This is a genomic window from Prosthecomicrobium sp. N25 (assembly GCF_037203705.1).
Lineage (GTDB): Bacteria > Pseudomonadota > Alphaproteobacteria > Rhizobiales > Ancalomicrobiaceae > Prosthecodimorpha.
Genome location: NZ_JBBCAT010000001.1, coordinates 1,712,054 through 1,727,559, shown reverse-complemented (window position 1 = coordinate 1,727,559; position 15,506 = coordinate 1,712,054). Strand labels below are relative to the sequence as shown.

Annotated in this window: 16 protein-coding genes; 11 read left to right on the top strand and 5 right to left on the bottom strand. The window is 70.4% G+C overall.

Annotated features, from left to right (window positions below; genetic code table 11):
• Nucleotides 1–77: 77 nt before the first annotated feature.
• Complete coding sequence (locus tag WBG79_RS07830) at nucleotides 78–752, top strand: chloramphenicol acetyltransferase (protein WP_337356550.1); 675 nt, start codon at nucleotides 78–80, stop codon at nucleotides 750–752.
• A 71-nt stretch (nucleotides 753–823) separates the two neighbouring features.
• Entirely contained in the window at nucleotides 824–2,761 is a 1,938-nt protein-coding gene (locus WBG79_RS07825; RefSeq protein WP_337356549.1) for a PHA/PHB synthase family protein, read from the top strand.
• Between the two features lie 70 nt (nucleotides 2,762–2,831).
• Here the strand turns inward: WBG79_RS07825 and WBG79_RS07820 are convergent, their stop codons facing one another.
• Nucleotides 2,832–3,341 (bottom strand): hypothetical protein, encoded by a 510-nt coding sequence (locus tag WBG79_RS07820; protein ID WP_337356548.1) that lies wholly within the window; start codon nucleotides 3,339–3,341, stop codon nucleotides 2,832–2,834.
• 176 nt (nucleotides 3,342–3,517) lie between these two features.
• On the bottom strand, nucleotides 3,518–4,543 hold the full coding sequence (gene cobT, locus WBG79_RS07815) for a nicotinate-nucleotide--dimethylbenzimidazole phosphoribosyltransferase (protein WP_337356547.1): 1,026 nt from the start codon (nucleotides 4,541–4,543) through the stop codon (nucleotides 3,518–3,520).
• 79 nt (nucleotides 4,544–4,622) lie between these two features.
• Here cobT and cobS point away from each other — a divergent pair, with 79 nt between their 5' ends.
• The 3 genes from cobS to WBG79_RS07800 all read left to right on the top strand — a co-directional run bounded on the left by cobS (nucleotide 4,623) and on the right by WBG79_RS07800 (nucleotide 6,441).
• Complete coding sequence (gene cobS / locus WBG79_RS07810) at nucleotides 4,623–5,441, top strand: adenosylcobinamide-GDP ribazoletransferase (RefSeq protein WP_337356546.1); 819 nt, start codon at nucleotides 4,623–4,625, stop codon at nucleotides 5,439–5,441.
• A 90-nt stretch (nucleotides 5,442–5,531) separates the two neighbouring features.
• Nucleotides 5,532–5,741 carry a DUF1289 domain-containing protein gene (locus tag WBG79_RS07805; protein WP_337356545.1) on the top strand — a complete coding sequence of 70 codons (210 nt, stop codon included), beginning with the start codon at nucleotides 5,532–5,534 and terminating at the stop codon, nucleotides 5,739–5,741.
• Nucleotides 5,742–5,748: 7 nt separating this feature from the next.
• On the top strand, nucleotides 5,749–6,441 hold the full coding sequence (locus tag WBG79_RS07800) for a retropepsin-like aspartic protease family protein (RefSeq protein ID WP_337356544.1): 693 nt from the start codon (nucleotides 5,749–5,751) through the stop codon (nucleotides 6,439–6,441).
• A 3-nt stretch (nucleotides 6,442–6,444) separates the two neighbouring features.
• Here WBG79_RS07800 and dusA read toward each other — a convergent pair whose 3' ends face one another.
• The gene (gene dusA, locus WBG79_RS07795; RefSeq protein ID WP_337356543.1) at nucleotides 6,445–7,440 is read right to left on the bottom strand and encodes a tRNA dihydrouridine(20/20a) synthase DusA; all 996 of its coding nucleotides are present in this window, start codon (nucleotides 7,438–7,440) and stop codon (nucleotides 6,445–6,447) included.
• A gap of 783 nt (nucleotides 7,441–8,223) precedes the next feature.
• Here dusA and WBG79_RS07790 point away from each other — a divergent pair.
• The 6 genes from WBG79_RS07790 (at nucleotide 8,224) to WBG79_RS07765 (ending at nucleotide 13,447) form a co-directional block, all read left to right on the top strand.
• Nucleotides 8,224–8,700, top strand: coding sequence for a DUF3830 family protein (locus tag WBG79_RS07790; protein ID WP_337356542.1), 477 nt, complete (start codon nucleotides 8,224–8,226; stop codon nucleotides 8,698–8,700).
• A gap of 80 nt (nucleotides 8,701–8,780) precedes the next feature.
• Nucleotides 8,781–9,815 carry an ABC transporter substrate-binding protein gene (locus WBG79_RS07785; protein ID WP_337356541.1) on the top strand — a complete coding sequence of 345 codons (1,035 nt, stop codon included), beginning with the start codon at nucleotides 8,781–8,783 and terminating at the stop codon, nucleotides 9,813–9,815.
• A gap of 7 nt (nucleotides 9,816–9,822) precedes the next feature.
• Nucleotides 9,823–10,656, top strand: coding sequence for an ABC transporter permease (locus WBG79_RS07780; RefSeq protein WP_337356540.1), 834 nt, complete (start codon nucleotides 9,823–9,825; stop codon nucleotides 10,654–10,656).
• On the top strand, nucleotides 10,649–11,449 hold the full coding sequence (locus tag WBG79_RS07775) for an ABC transporter permease (protein WP_337356539.1): 801 nt from the start codon (nucleotides 10,649–10,651) through the stop codon (nucleotides 11,447–11,449). Before WBG79_RS07780 ends, WBG79_RS07775 begins: the two co-directional genes overlap by 8 nt.
• A complete protein-coding gene (gene ccmA / locus WBG79_RS07770) occupies nucleotides 11,446–12,501 on the top strand; it encodes a heme ABC exporter ATP-binding protein CcmA (RefSeq protein ID WP_337356538.1) in 1,056 nt (351 codons plus the stop codon). The genes WBG79_RS07775 and ccmA overlap by 4 nt, the downstream gene beginning before the upstream one ends.
• 40 nt (nucleotides 12,502–12,541) lie before the next feature.
• Nucleotides 12,542–13,447 (top strand): LysR family transcriptional regulator, encoded by a 906-nt coding sequence (locus WBG79_RS07765; RefSeq protein ID WP_337356537.1) that lies wholly within the window; start codon nucleotides 12,542–12,544, stop codon nucleotides 13,445–13,447.
• A gap of 30 nt (nucleotides 13,448–13,477) precedes the next feature.
• Here WBG79_RS07765 and WBG79_RS07760 read toward each other — a convergent pair whose 3' ends face one another.
• On the bottom strand, nucleotides 13,478–14,263 hold the full coding sequence (locus WBG79_RS07760) for an ATP-binding cassette domain-containing protein (RefSeq protein ID WP_337356536.1): 786 nt from the start codon (nucleotides 14,261–14,263) through the stop codon (nucleotides 13,478–13,480).
• A complete protein-coding gene (locus WBG79_RS07755; RefSeq protein ID WP_337356535.1) occupies nucleotides 14,260–15,342 on the bottom strand; it encodes an ABC transporter permease in 1,083 nt (360 codons plus the stop codon). The genes WBG79_RS07760 and WBG79_RS07755 overlap by 4 nt, the downstream gene beginning before the upstream one ends.
• Between the last annotated feature and the right edge of the window lie 164 nt (nucleotides 15,343–15,506).

Sequence of the window (15,506 nt, the reverse complement as noted above, 5' to 3'; positions counted from 1 at the left end):
CAAGGCGCGTTTCGGCCGCCGCGCTTGCGCCCGGATGGCCGGCGGACTAACCCGGGACCGGACCCCCGGAGACCCCCATGGCCGCGCTCGACGACAAGTCCCTGCCCGCGCATGTCCGCAAGAAGCGGCTCGGCGCAAAGCCCCTCATCCACGAGACCGCGATCGCGCGGGCCTCGACCTTCGGCAAGTTCTGCAAGCTCGGCGCCCGCACCACGGTGATCGAGTCCGTCTTCGGCGACTATTCCTATGCGACGAGCGACTGCGAGATCGTCTACGCGGACATCGGCAAGTTCGTCTCCATCGGGGCGCTGGTCGGGATCAACCCCGGAAACCACCCGATGGAGCGGGCGAGCCAGTCGCATTTCACCTATCGGTCCTGGCAGTATTTCGAGGATGCCGAGGACGAGCCGGAGCTGTTCGACCGGCGCCGGCAGGCGCGCGTCTCGATCGGGCACGACGTCTGGATCGGGCGGGGTGCGATCGTTCTGCCCGGGCGGACGGTCGGGACGGGCGCCGTGGTGGCGGCCGGGGCGGTCGTCACCCGCGACGTCGAGCCCTACACGATCGTCGGGGGCAATCCGGCGAAGCCCATCCGGGCCCGCTTCCCGGCCGCCGTCGCCGAACGGCTGATACGGCTCGGCTGGTGGGACTGGAGCCACAAGCGGCTCCGGGCGGCGCTCGACGACTTCCGCAGCCTCGGCGTCGAGGACTTCCTCGATCGCCACGAAGGCGCCGAACCGTGGCGCGATTGATCGGGATCACGAATCCGTCGCGTCCGATGGGCTAGAATACCAATCCATCGGAGCTTGGATAGGGAGCGGACATGACCGATCGGATCTCCACAGGCCGCAGGCCGAAGGCGGCGAAGCCCGCCCTCAAGCTGGTGGGCGGCGAGGCCGTCGGGCGGTCGGCGGATCCGGCCGCGCCGGCGCCGGCCTCGGCGGGAGGCCCGGGTGCCTGGGGCGTGCCGGCCCCCTCGGCCCTGCACCTGCCCTTCCCGCGGGTGGAAAGCCATGCGGCACGAACCGTGGCGGACGTCGTCGACCGGGCCTCCCATGCGGCGGCGGCGCGGGTGACTCAGGGGCTGTCGCCGGCGGCCGTCACGCTCGCCTACATGGACTGGGCGCTGCATCTGGCGACCTCGCCGGGCAAGTCGATCCTGCTCGCCGAATCCGCCCTGCGGAAATGGGCCGAGTTCGGCCGCTTCGCCCTGTCGTCGGCCCTGAACGGCGGAGCCCCCTGCCCGGTCTGCGTCGAGCCGGCCCCGAACGACCGCCGCTTCGCCGCCGACGACTGGAAGCACCTGCCGTTCAGCCTCGCCGCGCAAGGGTTCCTGCTGACGGAGCAGTGGTGGAAGGAAGCGACCACGAACGTGCGCGGGGTCTCGCCGCACCATGAGCGGGTCGTCGAGTTCGCGGCGCGCCAGATCCTCGACATGGCGGCGCCTTCCAACGTGCCGGCCCTGAACCCGGAGGTCATCCGGCGCACGGCGGAAGAGGGCGGCGCCAACCTGGTGCGCGGCTTCCGGAACTGGAGCGAGGACGCGACCGCGGCCTTCTCGGGACGGCGCGAGGGCGCGGGCGAGGCCTTCGTGCCCGGGCGCGACGTGGCGGTGACGCCCGGCAAGGTGGTGTTCCGCAACCGGCTGATGGAGCTCATCCAGTACGAGCCGACGACCGCGTCGGTCAGGCCCGAGCCGGTGCTGATCGTGCCGGCCTGGATCATGAAATACTACATCCTCGACCTCTCGCCGGAGAACTCGCTGGTCCGTCACCTGGTCGCGGAGGGCTTCACGGTCTTCATGATCTCGTGGAAGAACCCGACCGAGGACGACCGCGACATCGGCTTCGACGACTATCGCAAGCTCGGCATCGAGGCCGCCATGGGGGCCGTCGCGGCGATCGTGCCGAACGTGAAGGTGCACGCGACCGGCTATTGCATCGGCGGCACGCTGCTCGCCACGGCGGCGGCGGCGGAGCCGCAGAACGGGCGGGGCCGGTTCGCCTCCCTCACGCTCTTCGCGTCGCAAACCGACTTCCACGAGGCCGGCGAGCTGACGCTCTTCATCGACGACAGCCAGCTCGCGTTCCTGGAAGACATGATGTGGGAGCGCGGCTTCCTCGACACCAAGCAGATGGCCGGCGCCTTCCAGATGCTGCGGTCGACCGACCTCGTCTGGTCGCGGATCCTGCGCGAGTACCTGCTCGGCGAGCGGCCGCCGGCGAACGACCTGATGGCGTGGAACGCGGATGCGACGCGCATGCCCTTCCGCATGCACACCGAGTACCTGAAGGGGCTGTTCCTGAAGAACGACCTGGCGGAGGGCCGGTACAAGGTGGACGGCCGCGCAGTCGCGCTCGAGGACGTGCATGTGCCGCTCTTCGCGGTCGGCACCGAGACGGACCACGTGGCGCCGTGGCGCTCCGTCTACAAGATCAGTCTCCTGACCGACACGGAGGTGACGTTCCTGCTGACCTCCGGAGGCCACAACGCCGGAATCGTCTCGGAGCCGGGCCATGTCGGCCGCAGCGGCCGCGAGCGGCGCTACAGGATCGGCACGAAAGGGCGCGACGACGTCTACGTCGATCCGGACGGCTGGCTCGCCGCCCACGCGCCGCAGGACGGTTCCTGGTGGCCGGCCTGGTTCGCCTGGCTCGGCCAGCACTCCGGCGCGCCGGGCGCGCCGCCCCCGATCGGGGCCCCGGACAAGGGCCTGCCGGTGCTCTGCGACGCGCCGGGCGGCTACGTCCTGGAGGAATAGCGCACGCCCTCGCGGGCGCGAGCCAGGGTTTCGAGGCCGGACCGGAACGGGACCCGGGCCGGCGAAGGTCTTACTTCTTGCCGCTGCCGCTGCCGCTGCCACCGCCGACGCCGGCGCCGCCCGTGCCGCTGTTGCCGCCGGCCTGCTTGACCATGGTGAGCTGGAAGCCACCGGCCGCCGTGGGCGGGGTGGTGGGCGGGGTCGTCGGCGGCGTCGTGCTAGTGCCCGCGTCGATCGTGCCGATGCCGGCGACCATCTGCTTGTCGTTGGTCATGGCGGCGAGGTTGATGGTGTGGACCACGGTGCCGAGCGTCAGCGTGCCGTTGAACATGCACTTCTGGGCGTTGAGGACGGTGGCGGTGCCGGTCGGCACCGGCTGGGCCGCGGCCGAATCGGCGCAGGTCCCGGTGACGGCGCCCGTCGACGAGATGGCGAGGTCGCAGCCGGTAGTCGTCACCGTGGTGCCGTTCTGGGCGAAGACGGTGGCGGTCCAGCGGCCGGCGAGGTTCGGCAGGCTGCAGGCGGCCTCGGCCGGGACGGCGACGAGGGAAGCGAGGGCGGCGAGCTGAACGACTTTCATGATCCGATGTCCTCCGGTGAGGAGGCCATGTAAGTGCCGCGCGCCTTCCTGGTCAATATTTGAGCATGCCGCCCCAACACATCTGATATTCTGACGGTTTTCCAGACGTGAAGAGGTGAATGCACAGTTTCATTCAGTTTTTCTGCAAAGTTCGAAGCAGGCGCCGGCAGGGCCGGTCAGGCACCGTCCCGGTTCGCCACTCCGGCCTGCGCGAAGGTCGCCATGCCGGCATGGATGCGGGCGGCGGTGCGCACGAGGCCGGCGGCGAGCGCCGCGCCCGTACCCTCGCCGAGGCGCATGTCGAGGTCGAGAAGCGGGCGCTTGCCCATCAGCGCCAGGGCGCGGGCATGGGCCGGCTCGGCGGAGAGATGGCCGAAACGGCAGTGGTCGAGCGCGCCCGGGTTGGCGGCGTGCAGGACGGCGGCGGCGGCGGTCGTCACGAAGCCGTCGACGATGACCGGGACCTTCTGGTGACGGGCCGCCAGGATCGCGCCCGCAATGGCGGCGATCTCGCGCCCGCCGATGCGGCGCAGCACCTCGAAGGGGTCCGACGTGCGGCCGTCGAGACGCTCCACGGCGGCGCGCACGACCGCGATCTTGTTGGCGAGCGCGTCGCCGGCGACGCCGGTGCCCGGGCCTACCCAATCCTCGGCTCTCCCGCCGAAGAGGGCGTGGAAGATCGCCGCGGCGACGGTCGTGTTGCCGATGCCCATCTCGCCGACGCAGAGGAGATCCGGACCGCCGACCAGCGCCTCCATGCCGAAGGCCATGGTGGCGGCGCAGCCGGCCTCGTCGAAGGCGTCGGCCTCGGAGATGTCGGGGGTGGGCAGGTCGAGGGCGAGTTCGAAGACCTTGAGGCCGATGTCCTCGGCGACGCAGATCTGGTTGATGGCCGCGCCGCCGGCGGCGAAGTTCTCCACCATGCTGCGGGTGACGGATGCCGGGTAGGCGGAGACGCCCTTGGCGGTGACGCCGTGGTTGGCGGCGAAGACGGCGACGAGCGGGCGCAGCACCTCCGGCTGCGGCTTGCCCTGCCAGGCGGCGAGCCACTCGACGATCTCCTCCAGGCGGCCGAGGGAGCCGGGGGGCTTGGTGAGCTGCCGGTCGCGCTCGCGCACGGCCGCGACGGCCGCCTCGTCGGGCGGCGGCAGCAGATTGACGAGATCCCGGAAGTCGTCGAAGGGAAGGGCGGACTCGGCCATGGAACCTCTCGGGGCATGCGCTCTCGGCGATGCGGTTTAGAGAGGCGGGGACGCCGTAGCAAGCGGGGCGGGGCGGGGAATGGCGCAGCGTGACCAAAATGCCGGGGCGGCGGCGCGGCTGGCGGCCGACCTCGCCGGGATGGTGCGCTTCTTTTCGCGCCTGCCCGTGCCGCGGATCGGCCCGGCCGACGACCCGGCCGCGATGCCGGACTTCGGGCGGGCGGTGGTCGTCCTGCCCTTCGCGAGCCTCGTCATCGCGGGGCCGGCCGCGGCACTGCTCTGGCTCCTCGGCTCGACGTCCCTCCCCGCGCCCGCGGCCGCGGCCCTGGCGCTCGCGGCGGGGCTCCTGGCGACGGGGGCGCTGCACGAGGACGGGCTCGCCGACACGGCGGACGGCTTCGGCGGGGGCGCGAGCCGGGCGCGCAAGCTGGAGATCATGAAGGACAGCCGGATCGGAAGCTACGGGGCGGCGGCGCTCGCGCTGTCGCTGCTGATCCGCACCGTCCTCCTGGCCGCGCTGGTGGAAGACGCCGGGGCGCAGGGGGCCGCGCTCGGGCTGCTGGCCGCGGCGGCGGTCTCCCGCTCGACGGCCATCTGCCTCGTCGCCGCCCTGCCCCCGGCACGGATCGACGGGGCCGGCCGGGCGGCCGGGACGGTGACGGCCGGGGCGGCGGGCGCCGGATTCGCGATCGCGGCGGGAACGGCGCTCCTCATCGCGGCGGCGCCGATCGGGGGCGATGCGGTGCTCGGGGCCGCGGCGGCCGCCGGCGCCGCGGTGGCCGGGCTCGGGCTCCTGGCGGTGCGGCAGATCGGCGGGCAGACGGGCGACGTGGTCGGCGCCGGACAGCAGGTCGCCGAGATCGCCTTCCTGAGCGTCGCCGCCGCCGCGGTCGGCTGAGGCGCTGCGCCGTCGCGCCCCGCGCTTGCCGAGGCGAACATCCTCGCCTATCTCGTGAGGAGGACGTTTCAAATCCGGATTGCCACGCGCGTGCCGTCTTCCAGACCCATCCTCACCCCTTGCGTGAAGATCTGCAGGGTCGATCCGGCGGGCCGCACCTGCGTCGGCTGCGAGCGCACGCTCGAGGAGATCGGCGGCTGGGCCGGCTATGCGGAGGCGGAACGGGCGCGCATCATGGCCGAGCTTCCGGGACGCCGGCGGCGACGGGAGGCGGCGATGGCGGCGCAGCAGCAGCAGTGAGGGCGTGATGGTCTTCGGCTTGATCCTGCTCGGCCTCGGCGTGGCCCTCGGCCTCCTCATGCTCAACAACGACGCGGGACGGGTGTTCGGCCTGGAGAGCGGCGACTTCTCCCGGCTCGTGATCCTCTCCGCCTTCGCGCTCGTGATCGGCGCGGGCGTGCTGCGCCGCTTCGAGGGACGGTTCTCCGAGGCGCTGCGGGCGGGCGTGCTGTGGCTCGCCATCGTGGCGGTGCTGATGACCGGCTATTCCTACCGCACCGAACTGGAGATCGCCGGACGGCGGATGGCCGGTTCGCTGATCCCGGGCCTCGCGGTCAGTACGGGCGAGGGAGGGTCCGTCATGGTGGCGAAGTCCCGCGACGGGCATTTCCGCGTCCGCGCGGAGGCGAACGGCCAGCCGATCCGGCTCGTGGTCGACACGGGCGCGAGTTCCGTCGTGCTCTCCGACCGGGACGCGCGGGACGTCGGCATCGACACCTCGACGCTCAGCTACGACGTGAATGTGTCGACCGCCAACGGCGGCACCACGGCGGCGCCCGTGGTCCTCGAGTCGCTCAGCATCGGGGACATCACCGAACTTCGCGTGCACGCGCTGGTTGCCCGCCCGGGCCAGCTCGAGATGAGCCTCCTCGGCAATTCGTTCCTGGACCGGCTGCACTCCTTCACGATCCAGGGCGACCGGTTGATCCTCAGGCGCTGAGGGTCAGGCCGCCGCGTCCTCGACCTCGGGCCGGCGCACCGCCGCCAGCGCCTCGCGAACCACCTCGACCCCGGCGCCGGGACGGGTCGCCCCGACGGTCAGCAGGCGCCGCCAGGAGCGCGCCCCGGGCCATCCGTTGAACAGGCCGAGGACGTGGCGGGTCACGTTGGACAGCCGGCCGCCGGCCTCCACATGCGCCGCCGCGTAGGGGATCAGTCGCTCGACCACGTCGAAGGGGTCCGGGTCGGGGCCGGGCTCGCCGAAGAGGCGGCGATCGACCGCGGCCAGCAGGCGCGGATGCTCGTAGGCGGCGCGGCCGAGCATGACGCCGTCGACGTGCTCCAGGTGGCCGAGGGCCTCGTCGAGGCTCGCGATGCCGCCGTTGATCGCGACCGGCAGGTCCGGGTTGGCGGCCTTCAGGCGGTGGACCAGGGGATAGTCGAGCGGCGGGACGGTGCGGTTCTCCTTCGGCGACAGGCCCTGGAGCCAGGCCTTGCGGGCATGCACCACGAGCCCGTCGACGCCGGCCGCGCGGACCGCCGCGACGAGGCGGGGCAGCGCCGCCTCGGGGTCCTGGTCGTCGATGCCGATGCGGCACTTGACCGTGACCGGGACGGCGACCGCCGCCTTCATGGCCGCCACGCACGCGCCGACGAGGTCCGGCTCGGCCATCAGGCAGGCGCCGAAGCGGCCGGACTGGACCCGGTCGGACGGGCAGCCGACGTTCAGGTTGATCTCGTCGTAGCCGAAGTCCGCCCCGATCCGCGCCGCCGCCGCCAGCTCGCGCGGGTCCGACCCGCCGAGCTGCAGCGCCACCGGGTGCTCCGCCGCCGAGAAGCCGAGCAGCCGCGGCTTGTCCCCGTGCACCACCGCAGCCGACGTGACCATCTCCGTATAGAGCAGCGCGCGCCGCGTCAGCAGGCGATGGAAGACCCGGCAATGCCGGTCGGTCCAGTCCATCATAGGCGCGACGGAGAAGCGGGGGTCGGGGAACGTCACGGGCGGCTCGGGTCCGGGGCTCGGGTTTCGGCTCTACATAATGGATTTCGGCGAGAATCCATCAACAGCGCCGCATGGTACGCCTTTGGGTACCTGGTAGCCCGTATCCTTGAACCGAGCGGAGGCTATTTGCCGCCGCTCCCTTTCAGGTTTTTCACATTGAGTACCAGTAGTATTGACCAGTAGCGTAATCGTAGATACGAACCTGTCTCCCGGTGACCGTACCGTGGAAATGGTTGCTCGTGGCGTAGTCGTAGCCGCTGAACGAGTTGCCGTTCATTTTGACCTGAACGTGCCGCTGCTCTCCGTAGTCGTATATACTCCTAAAGCTTCCTGAGAAATGGCAGCCCCGTTCATGATCGTACAACTTTACCTTGTTTCCATCCACCTTCCCGCTGATCGTATGTCGGCAGCCTTCACGATGGTCGTAAATGCTGCTGGCCGATTTGCCATTCGCGGCGCAAATGGCTGCCGCAGCGATGCAGGCTCTAGTTCCAGGCTTCATGCGACCCCCAAGGGTAACAGGGAATGACTACTCGGATAAGTAGGGAGCCAGCCAAGCTTACGCAAGTTGGGGTACGACAATCAGTACAACAGCAAACAGCTACGCGCGAAGAACGGCGGAGTTCTGCGACATTGACGGCCAGTCCGTCCTATCCCGTGGGGGCCGCGACAGGCGGCGCGGCTGATAAGAAACTCTGATCGACCCGATTTTGATTGACGATTTGACACCCGCGCCACCCCCCGGTCGAATAAGGTTCAAATCCCGGAGGAGCAAGGCGAATGGCGGACGAGAGGAAGCTCTATCTGAAGTTCGTGGATGCGGACGTGACCGGCATCGTGACGATGTACTGGGACGTGGCGCCGCAGACCTGCGCGGCGCTGTGGGGCGCCCTCTTCGAGCCGATCCGCTGGAAGGCGACGCATGCCATGTTCTCCGGGCCGGAGATCATGATGGGCTTGCCGGAGACGGCGCGTAACTTCGACCCGACCAAGCTGCCGCCGGAGAACCAGACGATCATCCCGGAGGCCGGCGAACTCCTGTGGTTCTACCAGCCGCCCAACTTCTTCAAGATCGATCCGAGCGAGTTCTGGGAGATCGGCCTCTTCTACGCCTTCGGCGGGCGGACCTTCGGGCCGACCGGCTGGATCCCCTGCACGTACTTCGGCAAAATGACCGAGGGGCTCGACGCCATCGCCGAGCAGTGCCGCCTGATCCGTCAGGAGGGGGCGAAGTGGGTGGAGATCGGACGCCTGTGACCGCCGGGCGCCCGGGTCGGGCGCCGACCGGACCGAGTTGCGCGCCGTGCCGCGCGCCGAGACTGCAAGGGGGAGCGACCATGAAGCTCGTGACAGCATCCGCAGCGCTGACCTTCGCCGCTCTCATGGGCGGCACCGCGCTGGCGCAGTCCAACACGCTCGTCATCAACTCCTTCGGCGGCGCCTACGAGCAGGCGCACCGGAAATGCGTGATCGAGCCCTTCGAGAAGACGACGGGGGCGAGCGTCAAGATCGTCACCGCCTACTCGGCCGACGCCTTCGCGCAGGTGCGCGCCCAGAAGGCCGCGCCGCAGTTCGACGTGATCCACTTCTCGGGCGGGCAGGAGATCGTGGCGGCCTCCGAGGGGCTGATCTCGCCGCTCGATCCCGCCAAGGTGCCGAACCTCGCCAACCTCTATGACTTCGCCAAGAAGAACGTCGCCAAGGGCGAGGGCCCGGCCTACTCGATCGCGGCGATCGGGCTCGTGGTCAATTCGAAGAAGGTGCCGAAGGAACCGACGAGCTGGAAGAACCTGATGGATCCTTCCTTCGGCGACCACGTGGTCCTGACCGACATCTCCAACGGCTACGGAATGCTCGGCTTCCTGCAGCTCAACGCGGTGATGGGCGGCAACCTCGACAACATCCAGCCCGGCCTGGACGCGGTGAAGACCCTGCTCAAGGCCGGCGCCGTGGTGGTGAAGACCTCGCCGGAGATCCAGCAGGCCTTCGCGCAGAACGACGCCTGGATCGCCCCTTACGCCTCCGACTACGCCTTCACGCTCAAGAAGGCCAACATGCCGGCGAAGTTCATCCAGGCGAAGGAAGGCACGCCGGCGAGCTTCATCACCGCCAACTTGGTGGCGAACCGGCCGAACGGCGACCTCGCCTCGAAGTTCATCGACATGACCATCTCGGCGGAGGCGCAGGGCTGTTTCGCGGAGGCGCTCCGCTACACCCCGACCAACGCCAAGGTGAAGGTCTCCGACGAGGTCGCGGCCGACATCGCCTACGGCGAGAAGGCGGCGTCCGGGCTCCTGCGCTTCGACCCGACGGTCATCGAGGCGAAGCGGGCGAGCTGGGTGGAGGCCTGGAACAAGGCCATCGCCAAGTAGGCCGGCGATGGCGGGGGCGCGCGACCGGGCCGAGACCCTGGCCCTGCTCCTGCCGGGGCTCGCGCTCCTGGCCCTCGCCTTCGTCCTGCCGATCTTCGAGATGCTCGCCCTCAGCGTCGAGGGGCCGGGCGGGACGGCGACGACCGCCCATCTCGCCCGGGTGCTCGGAGACCCGTTCTACCTCGGCATCCTGTGGCGCACCGTGCGGCTGTCGCTGATCATCACGGCCCTCTGCGCGGCGATCGGCTTCCCGCTCGCCTACATCACGGCGCGCTCCGGCCCGGGGCTGCGGCTGGCGCTCGTCATCATGGTCGTGCTGCCGCTGATGACGAGCGTGGTGGTGCGCACCTTCGGCTGGATGGTCCTGCTCGCCCGGAGCGGCCTCGTACCCCAGGTCATGCGCGACCTCGGCCTCGCCAACCGGTCCTTCTCGCTGATGCAGACCGAGACCGCGATCGTGCTCGGGCTCACGCAGGTGCTGCTGCCCTTCATGGTGCTATCGATCCTCGGCGTGCTGACGCGCCTCGACCGGCGGCTCGAGGAGGCGGCCCGGACCATGGGGGCGAGCTTCGGGCAGACGCTCCGGACGGTCGTCCTGCCGCTCGCGATGCCGGGGATCGTCGCGGGCTCGCTCCTCTGCTTCACCCTCTCGGCGAGTTCCTTCGTGACGCCCAACCTCCTCGGCGGCAGCCGGCTGCAGGTGCTGGCGGCGTCGATCTACGGGGCGGTCACGCAGACGCTCGAATGGCCCTTCGCGGCCGCGCAGGCGGTCGTCCTCTTCGCGGGCGTGCTCCTGGTGCTGGTGCCCTACGTGCGGCTGACGGGGGCGCGGCATGGTTAGGGCGGTGCCGCTCGGCTGGCGGATCGCGGGGGGCGCGCTCGTGCTCCTGGCGGGGCTCGTCCTCCTCGGGCCGCTCGCGGTCGTGGCGGGGGCCTCCGTGTCGGAGAGCCAGTTCATCGCCTTCCCGCCGCAGGGCTTCAGCCTGCAATGGTACGAGGCGGTGCTGACCTCCGGCACCTACACGGCCGCGGCGCTGACGAGCCTTCAGATCGCGCTCGGCGTGATGGTGCTCGCCACGGTGGTGGGCGGAGCGGCCGCGATCGCGCTCAACCGGCGTGCGCTGCCGGGCTCGGGCGTCCTGGCGACGGCCTTCCTGTCGCCGCTCGTGCTGCCCACCATCATCTACGCGATCGGCATGCTGATGTTCTGGAGCCGGACCTTCGGGCCGGTCTCGACCGCGACGCTCCTCGTCGGCCATACGGTTGTTGCGATCCCCTACGTGGTGCGCACTACCCTGGCGGTGCTGGCCGATGCCGACCCGTTCCTGGAGGAGGCGGCGCGCACCATGGGGGCGGGCCGGCTGCAGCGGCTCCTGCTGGTGGTGGTGCCGCAGGCGCTGCCCGGGCTGGCGGCGGGCGCCTTCTTCGCCTTCAACATCTCGTTCGACGAGGCCGTCCTGTCGCTCTTCCTCAGGACCCCGACGCTGACCACCCTGCCGGTGCAGATCTACGGGCAGCTCGAGTTCAGCCCGGACCCGTCGGTGGCGGCGGTCTCGACCATCATGATCGGCGTGACGGTGCTGCTGATGGTGCTGATCGACCGGATCCTCGGCCTCGGAAAGGTCGCGGCATGACCGGCGCCGTCGAACTCACCGGACTTCGGAAGGCCTTCGGGACGACGGAGGTGCTCGGCGGGATCTCGCTGTCGGTCGCGGACGGCGAGTTCGTCAGCCTGCTCGGGCCGTCCGGCTGCGGGAAGACGACCCTGCTCCGGATCGTGGCCGGCCTGGAGGCGCCGAGCGCCGGGACGGTGACGATCGGCGGGCGCGACGTGACCCGGCTGCCGCCGGAGCGGCGGGACATCGCCATGATGTTCCAGTCCTACGCGCTCCTGCCGCACCTGTCCGTCGCCGAGAACGTGCGCTTCCCGCTGCGCATGCGGCGCATCGGCAGCCGGGAGGAGCAGGAGGCCCGCGTTCGGGCCGCGCTCGAGACGGTGCAACTCGGCGCGCTGGCGGAACGGCGTCCGCGCCAGCTCTCCGGCGGACAGCAGCAGCGGGTCGCGCTGGCCCGTGCCATCGTGTCGAAACCGAAGGTGCTGCTCCTCGACGAGCCGCTCTCGAACCTCGACGCGCGGCTGCGCGAGGACATGCAGGTGGAGCTGATCGAAATCCACCAGAAGACCGGGCTCACCACGCTGTTCGTCACCCACGACCAGGAGGAGGCGCTCAGCCTGTCAGACCGGGTGGTGCTGATCAACGCCGGCCGGATCGAGCAGCAGGGGGCGCCGGAGGCGCTCTACGCGCGGCCGGAGACGGGTTTCGCGTCGGACTTCCTGGGCTCCGCCAACCTGGTGCCGGCCGAGATCGTGGACGGTCCGGAGGGGCCCGAGGCGCGGCTCGGCGACGGCGGCCGGGTCCGGCTCTCCCCCGACGAGCCGCGGCGCGGGCGGGCGCGGCTGGTGCTGCGGCAGGAGGACCTGGTCCTGACACCGCCCGGGCCCGGCGAAGGGCTCGCCGGGACCGTGAAGGCCCGGGTCTACCTCGGCGCGCGCACCCGCTACGTGGTGGCGACCGCCGGGGCGGACCTGCGGGTGCTCGCCGGCAACGACGCCCCCTTCGCGGCCGGCGACGCGGTGCGCCTGGTGATCGATCCGCGGCGGGTCAGGACCGTCTCCCCGGACTGAGAGGCGGCGTGGTACAAGCGCGGCCATGCGGATCGTCGACATGGCCAGCTTCGTCGTGCTCGCGCGCGTGCGCCACTTCGCGCGTGCCGCCCGGGAGCTCAACACGACCCAGCCGGCCGTCTCCATGCGGTTGGCGGCGCTCGAGGCCGAGCTCGGCTGCACGCTCGTGCGCCGGCGCGGCGGGGACTTCGCGCTGACGCCCGAGGGGGAACGGGCGCTGAAGACCTTCGAGGGCGTGCTGCACAGCCTGGACGTGCTGAAGAGCGACCTCTCCGGCCAGCCGGCGGCGGCGCTCGATGTGGTTCGGATCGGCGCGATCGACACGGTGTCGTCAACCTGGATGCCGCCGCTCGTCGAGGCGCTGCACCGGCGGTCGCCGCGGCTCAAGGTGGAGCTCACCATCGAGAGCACCAAGAACCTCGTGGAGGGTATGGAGCGCGGCGCCTACGACCTCATCTTCGCGCTCGACCCGGTGATCGGCGAGAGCTACCGCAGCTTCGTCTCCTGCGTGTTCGAGATGAGCTGGGTCGGGTCGGCGCGGTCGGTGGACCCGGAGCGGGTCTATACGGTCGAGGACCTGGCGGCGATGCCGATCGTGACCTTTCCGCGGGGTACGCCCCCGTTCCGCATGATCGCACCCTATTTCCAGGACGAGCAGGTGCTGGCCTCCAAGCTGACCAGCAACAACTCGCTCTTTTCCATCATCAACCTGGTGATCGAGGGGTTCGGCATCGGCGCGCTGCCGACCGTGACGGTGGAGCGCGAGATCGGCCTCGGGCTACTGACCGTGCTGAGGACCGCCAAGCGGCTCGCCGCGATGCCGATCATCGCCACCTACCAGGCGACCACCAACACCGAGGTGGTGGCGCTGGCGGTGGAGCAGGCACGGCTCAGCGCCGCGCAGTATTGCGCCGCGGTCGACGCGGAGCGGGCCTGGGTGGAGTGAGGGCGGTGGCCGCCCTCCCCTCCCCGACGGTCACTGCAGCGTGGCACCCGCCGGCGGCGCCATGGCGCCGGTCATGATGGCGACGGCGTCCGACATGGAGATCGCCTTGGGGTCGACCACGGCGTGGCGGCGGCCCAGGCGGTGGATGTGGATCCGGTCGGCGACCTCGAAGACATGCGGCATGTTGTGGCTGATCAGGACGATCGGCAGGCCCTTGCGCTTCACGTCCAGGATCAGTTCCAGCACCTTGCGGCTCTCCTTGACGCCGAGGGCGGCGGTCGGCTCGTCCATGATGACCACACGGCTGCCGAAGGCGGCGGCGCGCGCGATGGCGACGCCCTGGCGCTGACCGCCCGACAGGGTTTCGACCGGCTGGTCGATGTTCTGGATGGTCATCAGGCCGAGGGAGGAGAGCGCCTGGCGGGCCTCCCGCCGCATGCGCGAGCGGTCGAGCTTGTGGAACCACTGGCCGAGCACGCCCGGCGCCAGCGGCTCGCGGCCGAGGAACAGGTTGTCGGCGATCGACAGCGCGGGGGACAGCGCGAGGTTCTGGTAGACGGTCTCGATGCCCGCCTTGCGGGCGTCGAGCGGGTTGGTGAACTGGACGGCCTCGCCGTCGAAGGTGATCTCGCCGTGGTCGGGCGTGATGGCGCCGGTCAGGGCCTTGATGAGCGACGACTTGCCCGCGCCGTTGTCGCCGATGACCGCGAGGATCTCGCCCGGGTAGAGGTCGAAGTCGGCATGGTCGAGGGCGGTGACGCGGCCGTAGCGCTTGACGAGGCCGCGGGCCTGGAGAATGGGGGCCGAGCTGGTCACTGGGAAACCCTCCGGAGCCACTGGTCGAGAGCGACGGCGACGATGATGAGGACGCCGACGGCGAATTCCTGCCAGAGCACGTTGACGCCCGAGAGCGCCAGGCCGTTGCGGAAGATGCCGACGATGAGCGCGCCGAAGAGCGTGCCGATGATCGATCCGCGTCCGCCGAAGAGCGAGGTGCCGCCGATCACCACGGCGGTGATCGAGTCGAGGTTGGCGGTCTGGCCGGCCTGCGGGCTGACCGAGCCGATGCGGCCGATCAGGACCCAGGCCGCGAAGGCGCAGACGACGCCGGCGACCACATAGACCGACATCAGGACCCGGTCGGTGCGGATACCGGCGAGGCGGGCGGCGTCGGGGTCGTCGCCGACGGCATGCACGTGGCGGCCCCAGGGGGTGTGGTTGAGCACGTACCAGAACAGCAGCACGAGCAGGATCATGGCCACAGAGCCGGCGGTCAGCCGCATGCCGAAGAAGTCGATCGAGGTGGCGAAGACCTGCAGGAGCGGCGCCTCCGCCTCCACGTCGGCGGCGCGGATCGTCTCGCTCTCGGAGTACCAGAGGTTGAGCGCGAAGAAGATGTTCCAGGTGCCGAGGGTGACGATGAAGGGCGGCAGACGGAAGCGGGTGACGAGCAGGCCGTTGATGCCGCCGCAGATCGCGCCGACGCCGAGGCCGGCCAGGATCGCGACCGGGGCCGGCAGGCCGGCGCCGACGGCGAGCTTGCCCATCACCACCGAGCAGAGGACCATGATGGCGCCGACCGAGAGGTCGATGCCGGCGGTCAGGATGATGATCGTCTGGGCGACGCCGATGACGCCGATGATCGTCACCTGCTGGAGGACCAGCGAGAAGTTGAAGGGGTGCAGGAAGCGCTCGCCGACAATGGTCGAGAAGATCGCCACGCCGATCAGGAGAACGATCGCCGGGATGAGTGTCGGATGCATGTGGAGGAGGTGTTGCAGACGCTTGACGAGCGTCGGCCTGTCCTCCGCGAAGTTGGCCACGCCGGTTTGCACCTGGGCGGCCACGCGCTCGAATTCCGCCGCCTTCGAGGGCGACTCGTCCGTTGCCGACATGGGCTTCCTCCTGGAGTTTCGCTCGACCTAGCCTCGACGGGCGCTCGCATCGGGCCCGCGTTCTGCCGCGCGGGAGGACGCCATGGTCCGCCCGTCCGCCGAGGAATGCAAATCGTTTGAAGAGGGACCGGGCGCCCCGGCGCCGTCGCCGCGAGCCTGCCGCA

Coding starts and splice junctions, on each gene's coding strand:
- WBG79_RS07785 (WP_337356541.1), top strand. CDS start 8,781: ATGAAGCTCGTGACAGCATCCGCAGCGCTGACCTTCGCCGCTCTCATG.
- WBG79_RS07800 (WP_337356544.1), top strand. CDS start 5,749: ATGGTCTTCGGCTTGATCCTGCTCGGCCTCGGCGTGGCCCTCGGCCTC.
- WBG79_RS07755 (WP_337356535.1), bottom strand. CDS start 15,342: ATGTCGGCAACGGACGAGTCGCCCTCGAAGGCGGCGGAATTCGAGCGC.
- WBG79_RS07790 (WP_337356542.1), top strand. CDS start 8,224: ATGGCGGACGAGAGGAAGCTCTATCTGAAGTTCGTGGATGCGGACGTG.
- WBG79_RS07820 (WP_337356548.1), bottom strand. CDS start 3,341: ATGAAAGTCGTTCAGCTCGCCGCCCTCGCTTCCCTCGTCGCCGTCCCG.
- WBG79_RS07780 (WP_337356540.1), top strand. CDS start 9,823: ATGGCGGGGGCGCGCGACCGGGCCGAGACCCTGGCCCTGCTCCTGCCG.
- WBG79_RS07825 (WP_337356549.1), top strand. CDS start 824: ATGACCGATCGGATCTCCACAGGCCGCAGGCCGAAGGCGGCGAAGCCC.
- ccmA (WP_337356538.1), top strand. CDS start 11,446: ATGACCGGCGCCGTCGAACTCACCGGACTTCGGAAGGCCTTCGGGACG.
- WBG79_RS07830 (WP_337356550.1), top strand. CDS start 78: ATGGCCGCGCTCGACGACAAGTCCCTGCCCGCGCATGTCCGCAAGAAG.
- cobT (WP_337356547.1), bottom strand. CDS start 4,543: ATGGCCGAGTCCGCCCTTCCCTTCGACGACTTCCGGGATCTCGTCAAT.
- WBG79_RS07775 (WP_337356539.1), top strand. CDS start 10,649: ATGGTTAGGGCGGTGCCGCTCGGCTGGCGGATCGCGGGGGGCGCGCTC.
- cobS (WP_337356546.1), top strand. CDS start 4,623: ATGGCGCAGCGTGACCAAAATGCCGGGGCGGCGGCGCGGCTGGCGGCC.
- WBG79_RS07765 (WP_337356537.1), top strand. CDS start 12,542: ATGGCCAGCTTCGTCGTGCTCGCGCGCGTGCGCCACTTCGCGCGTGCC.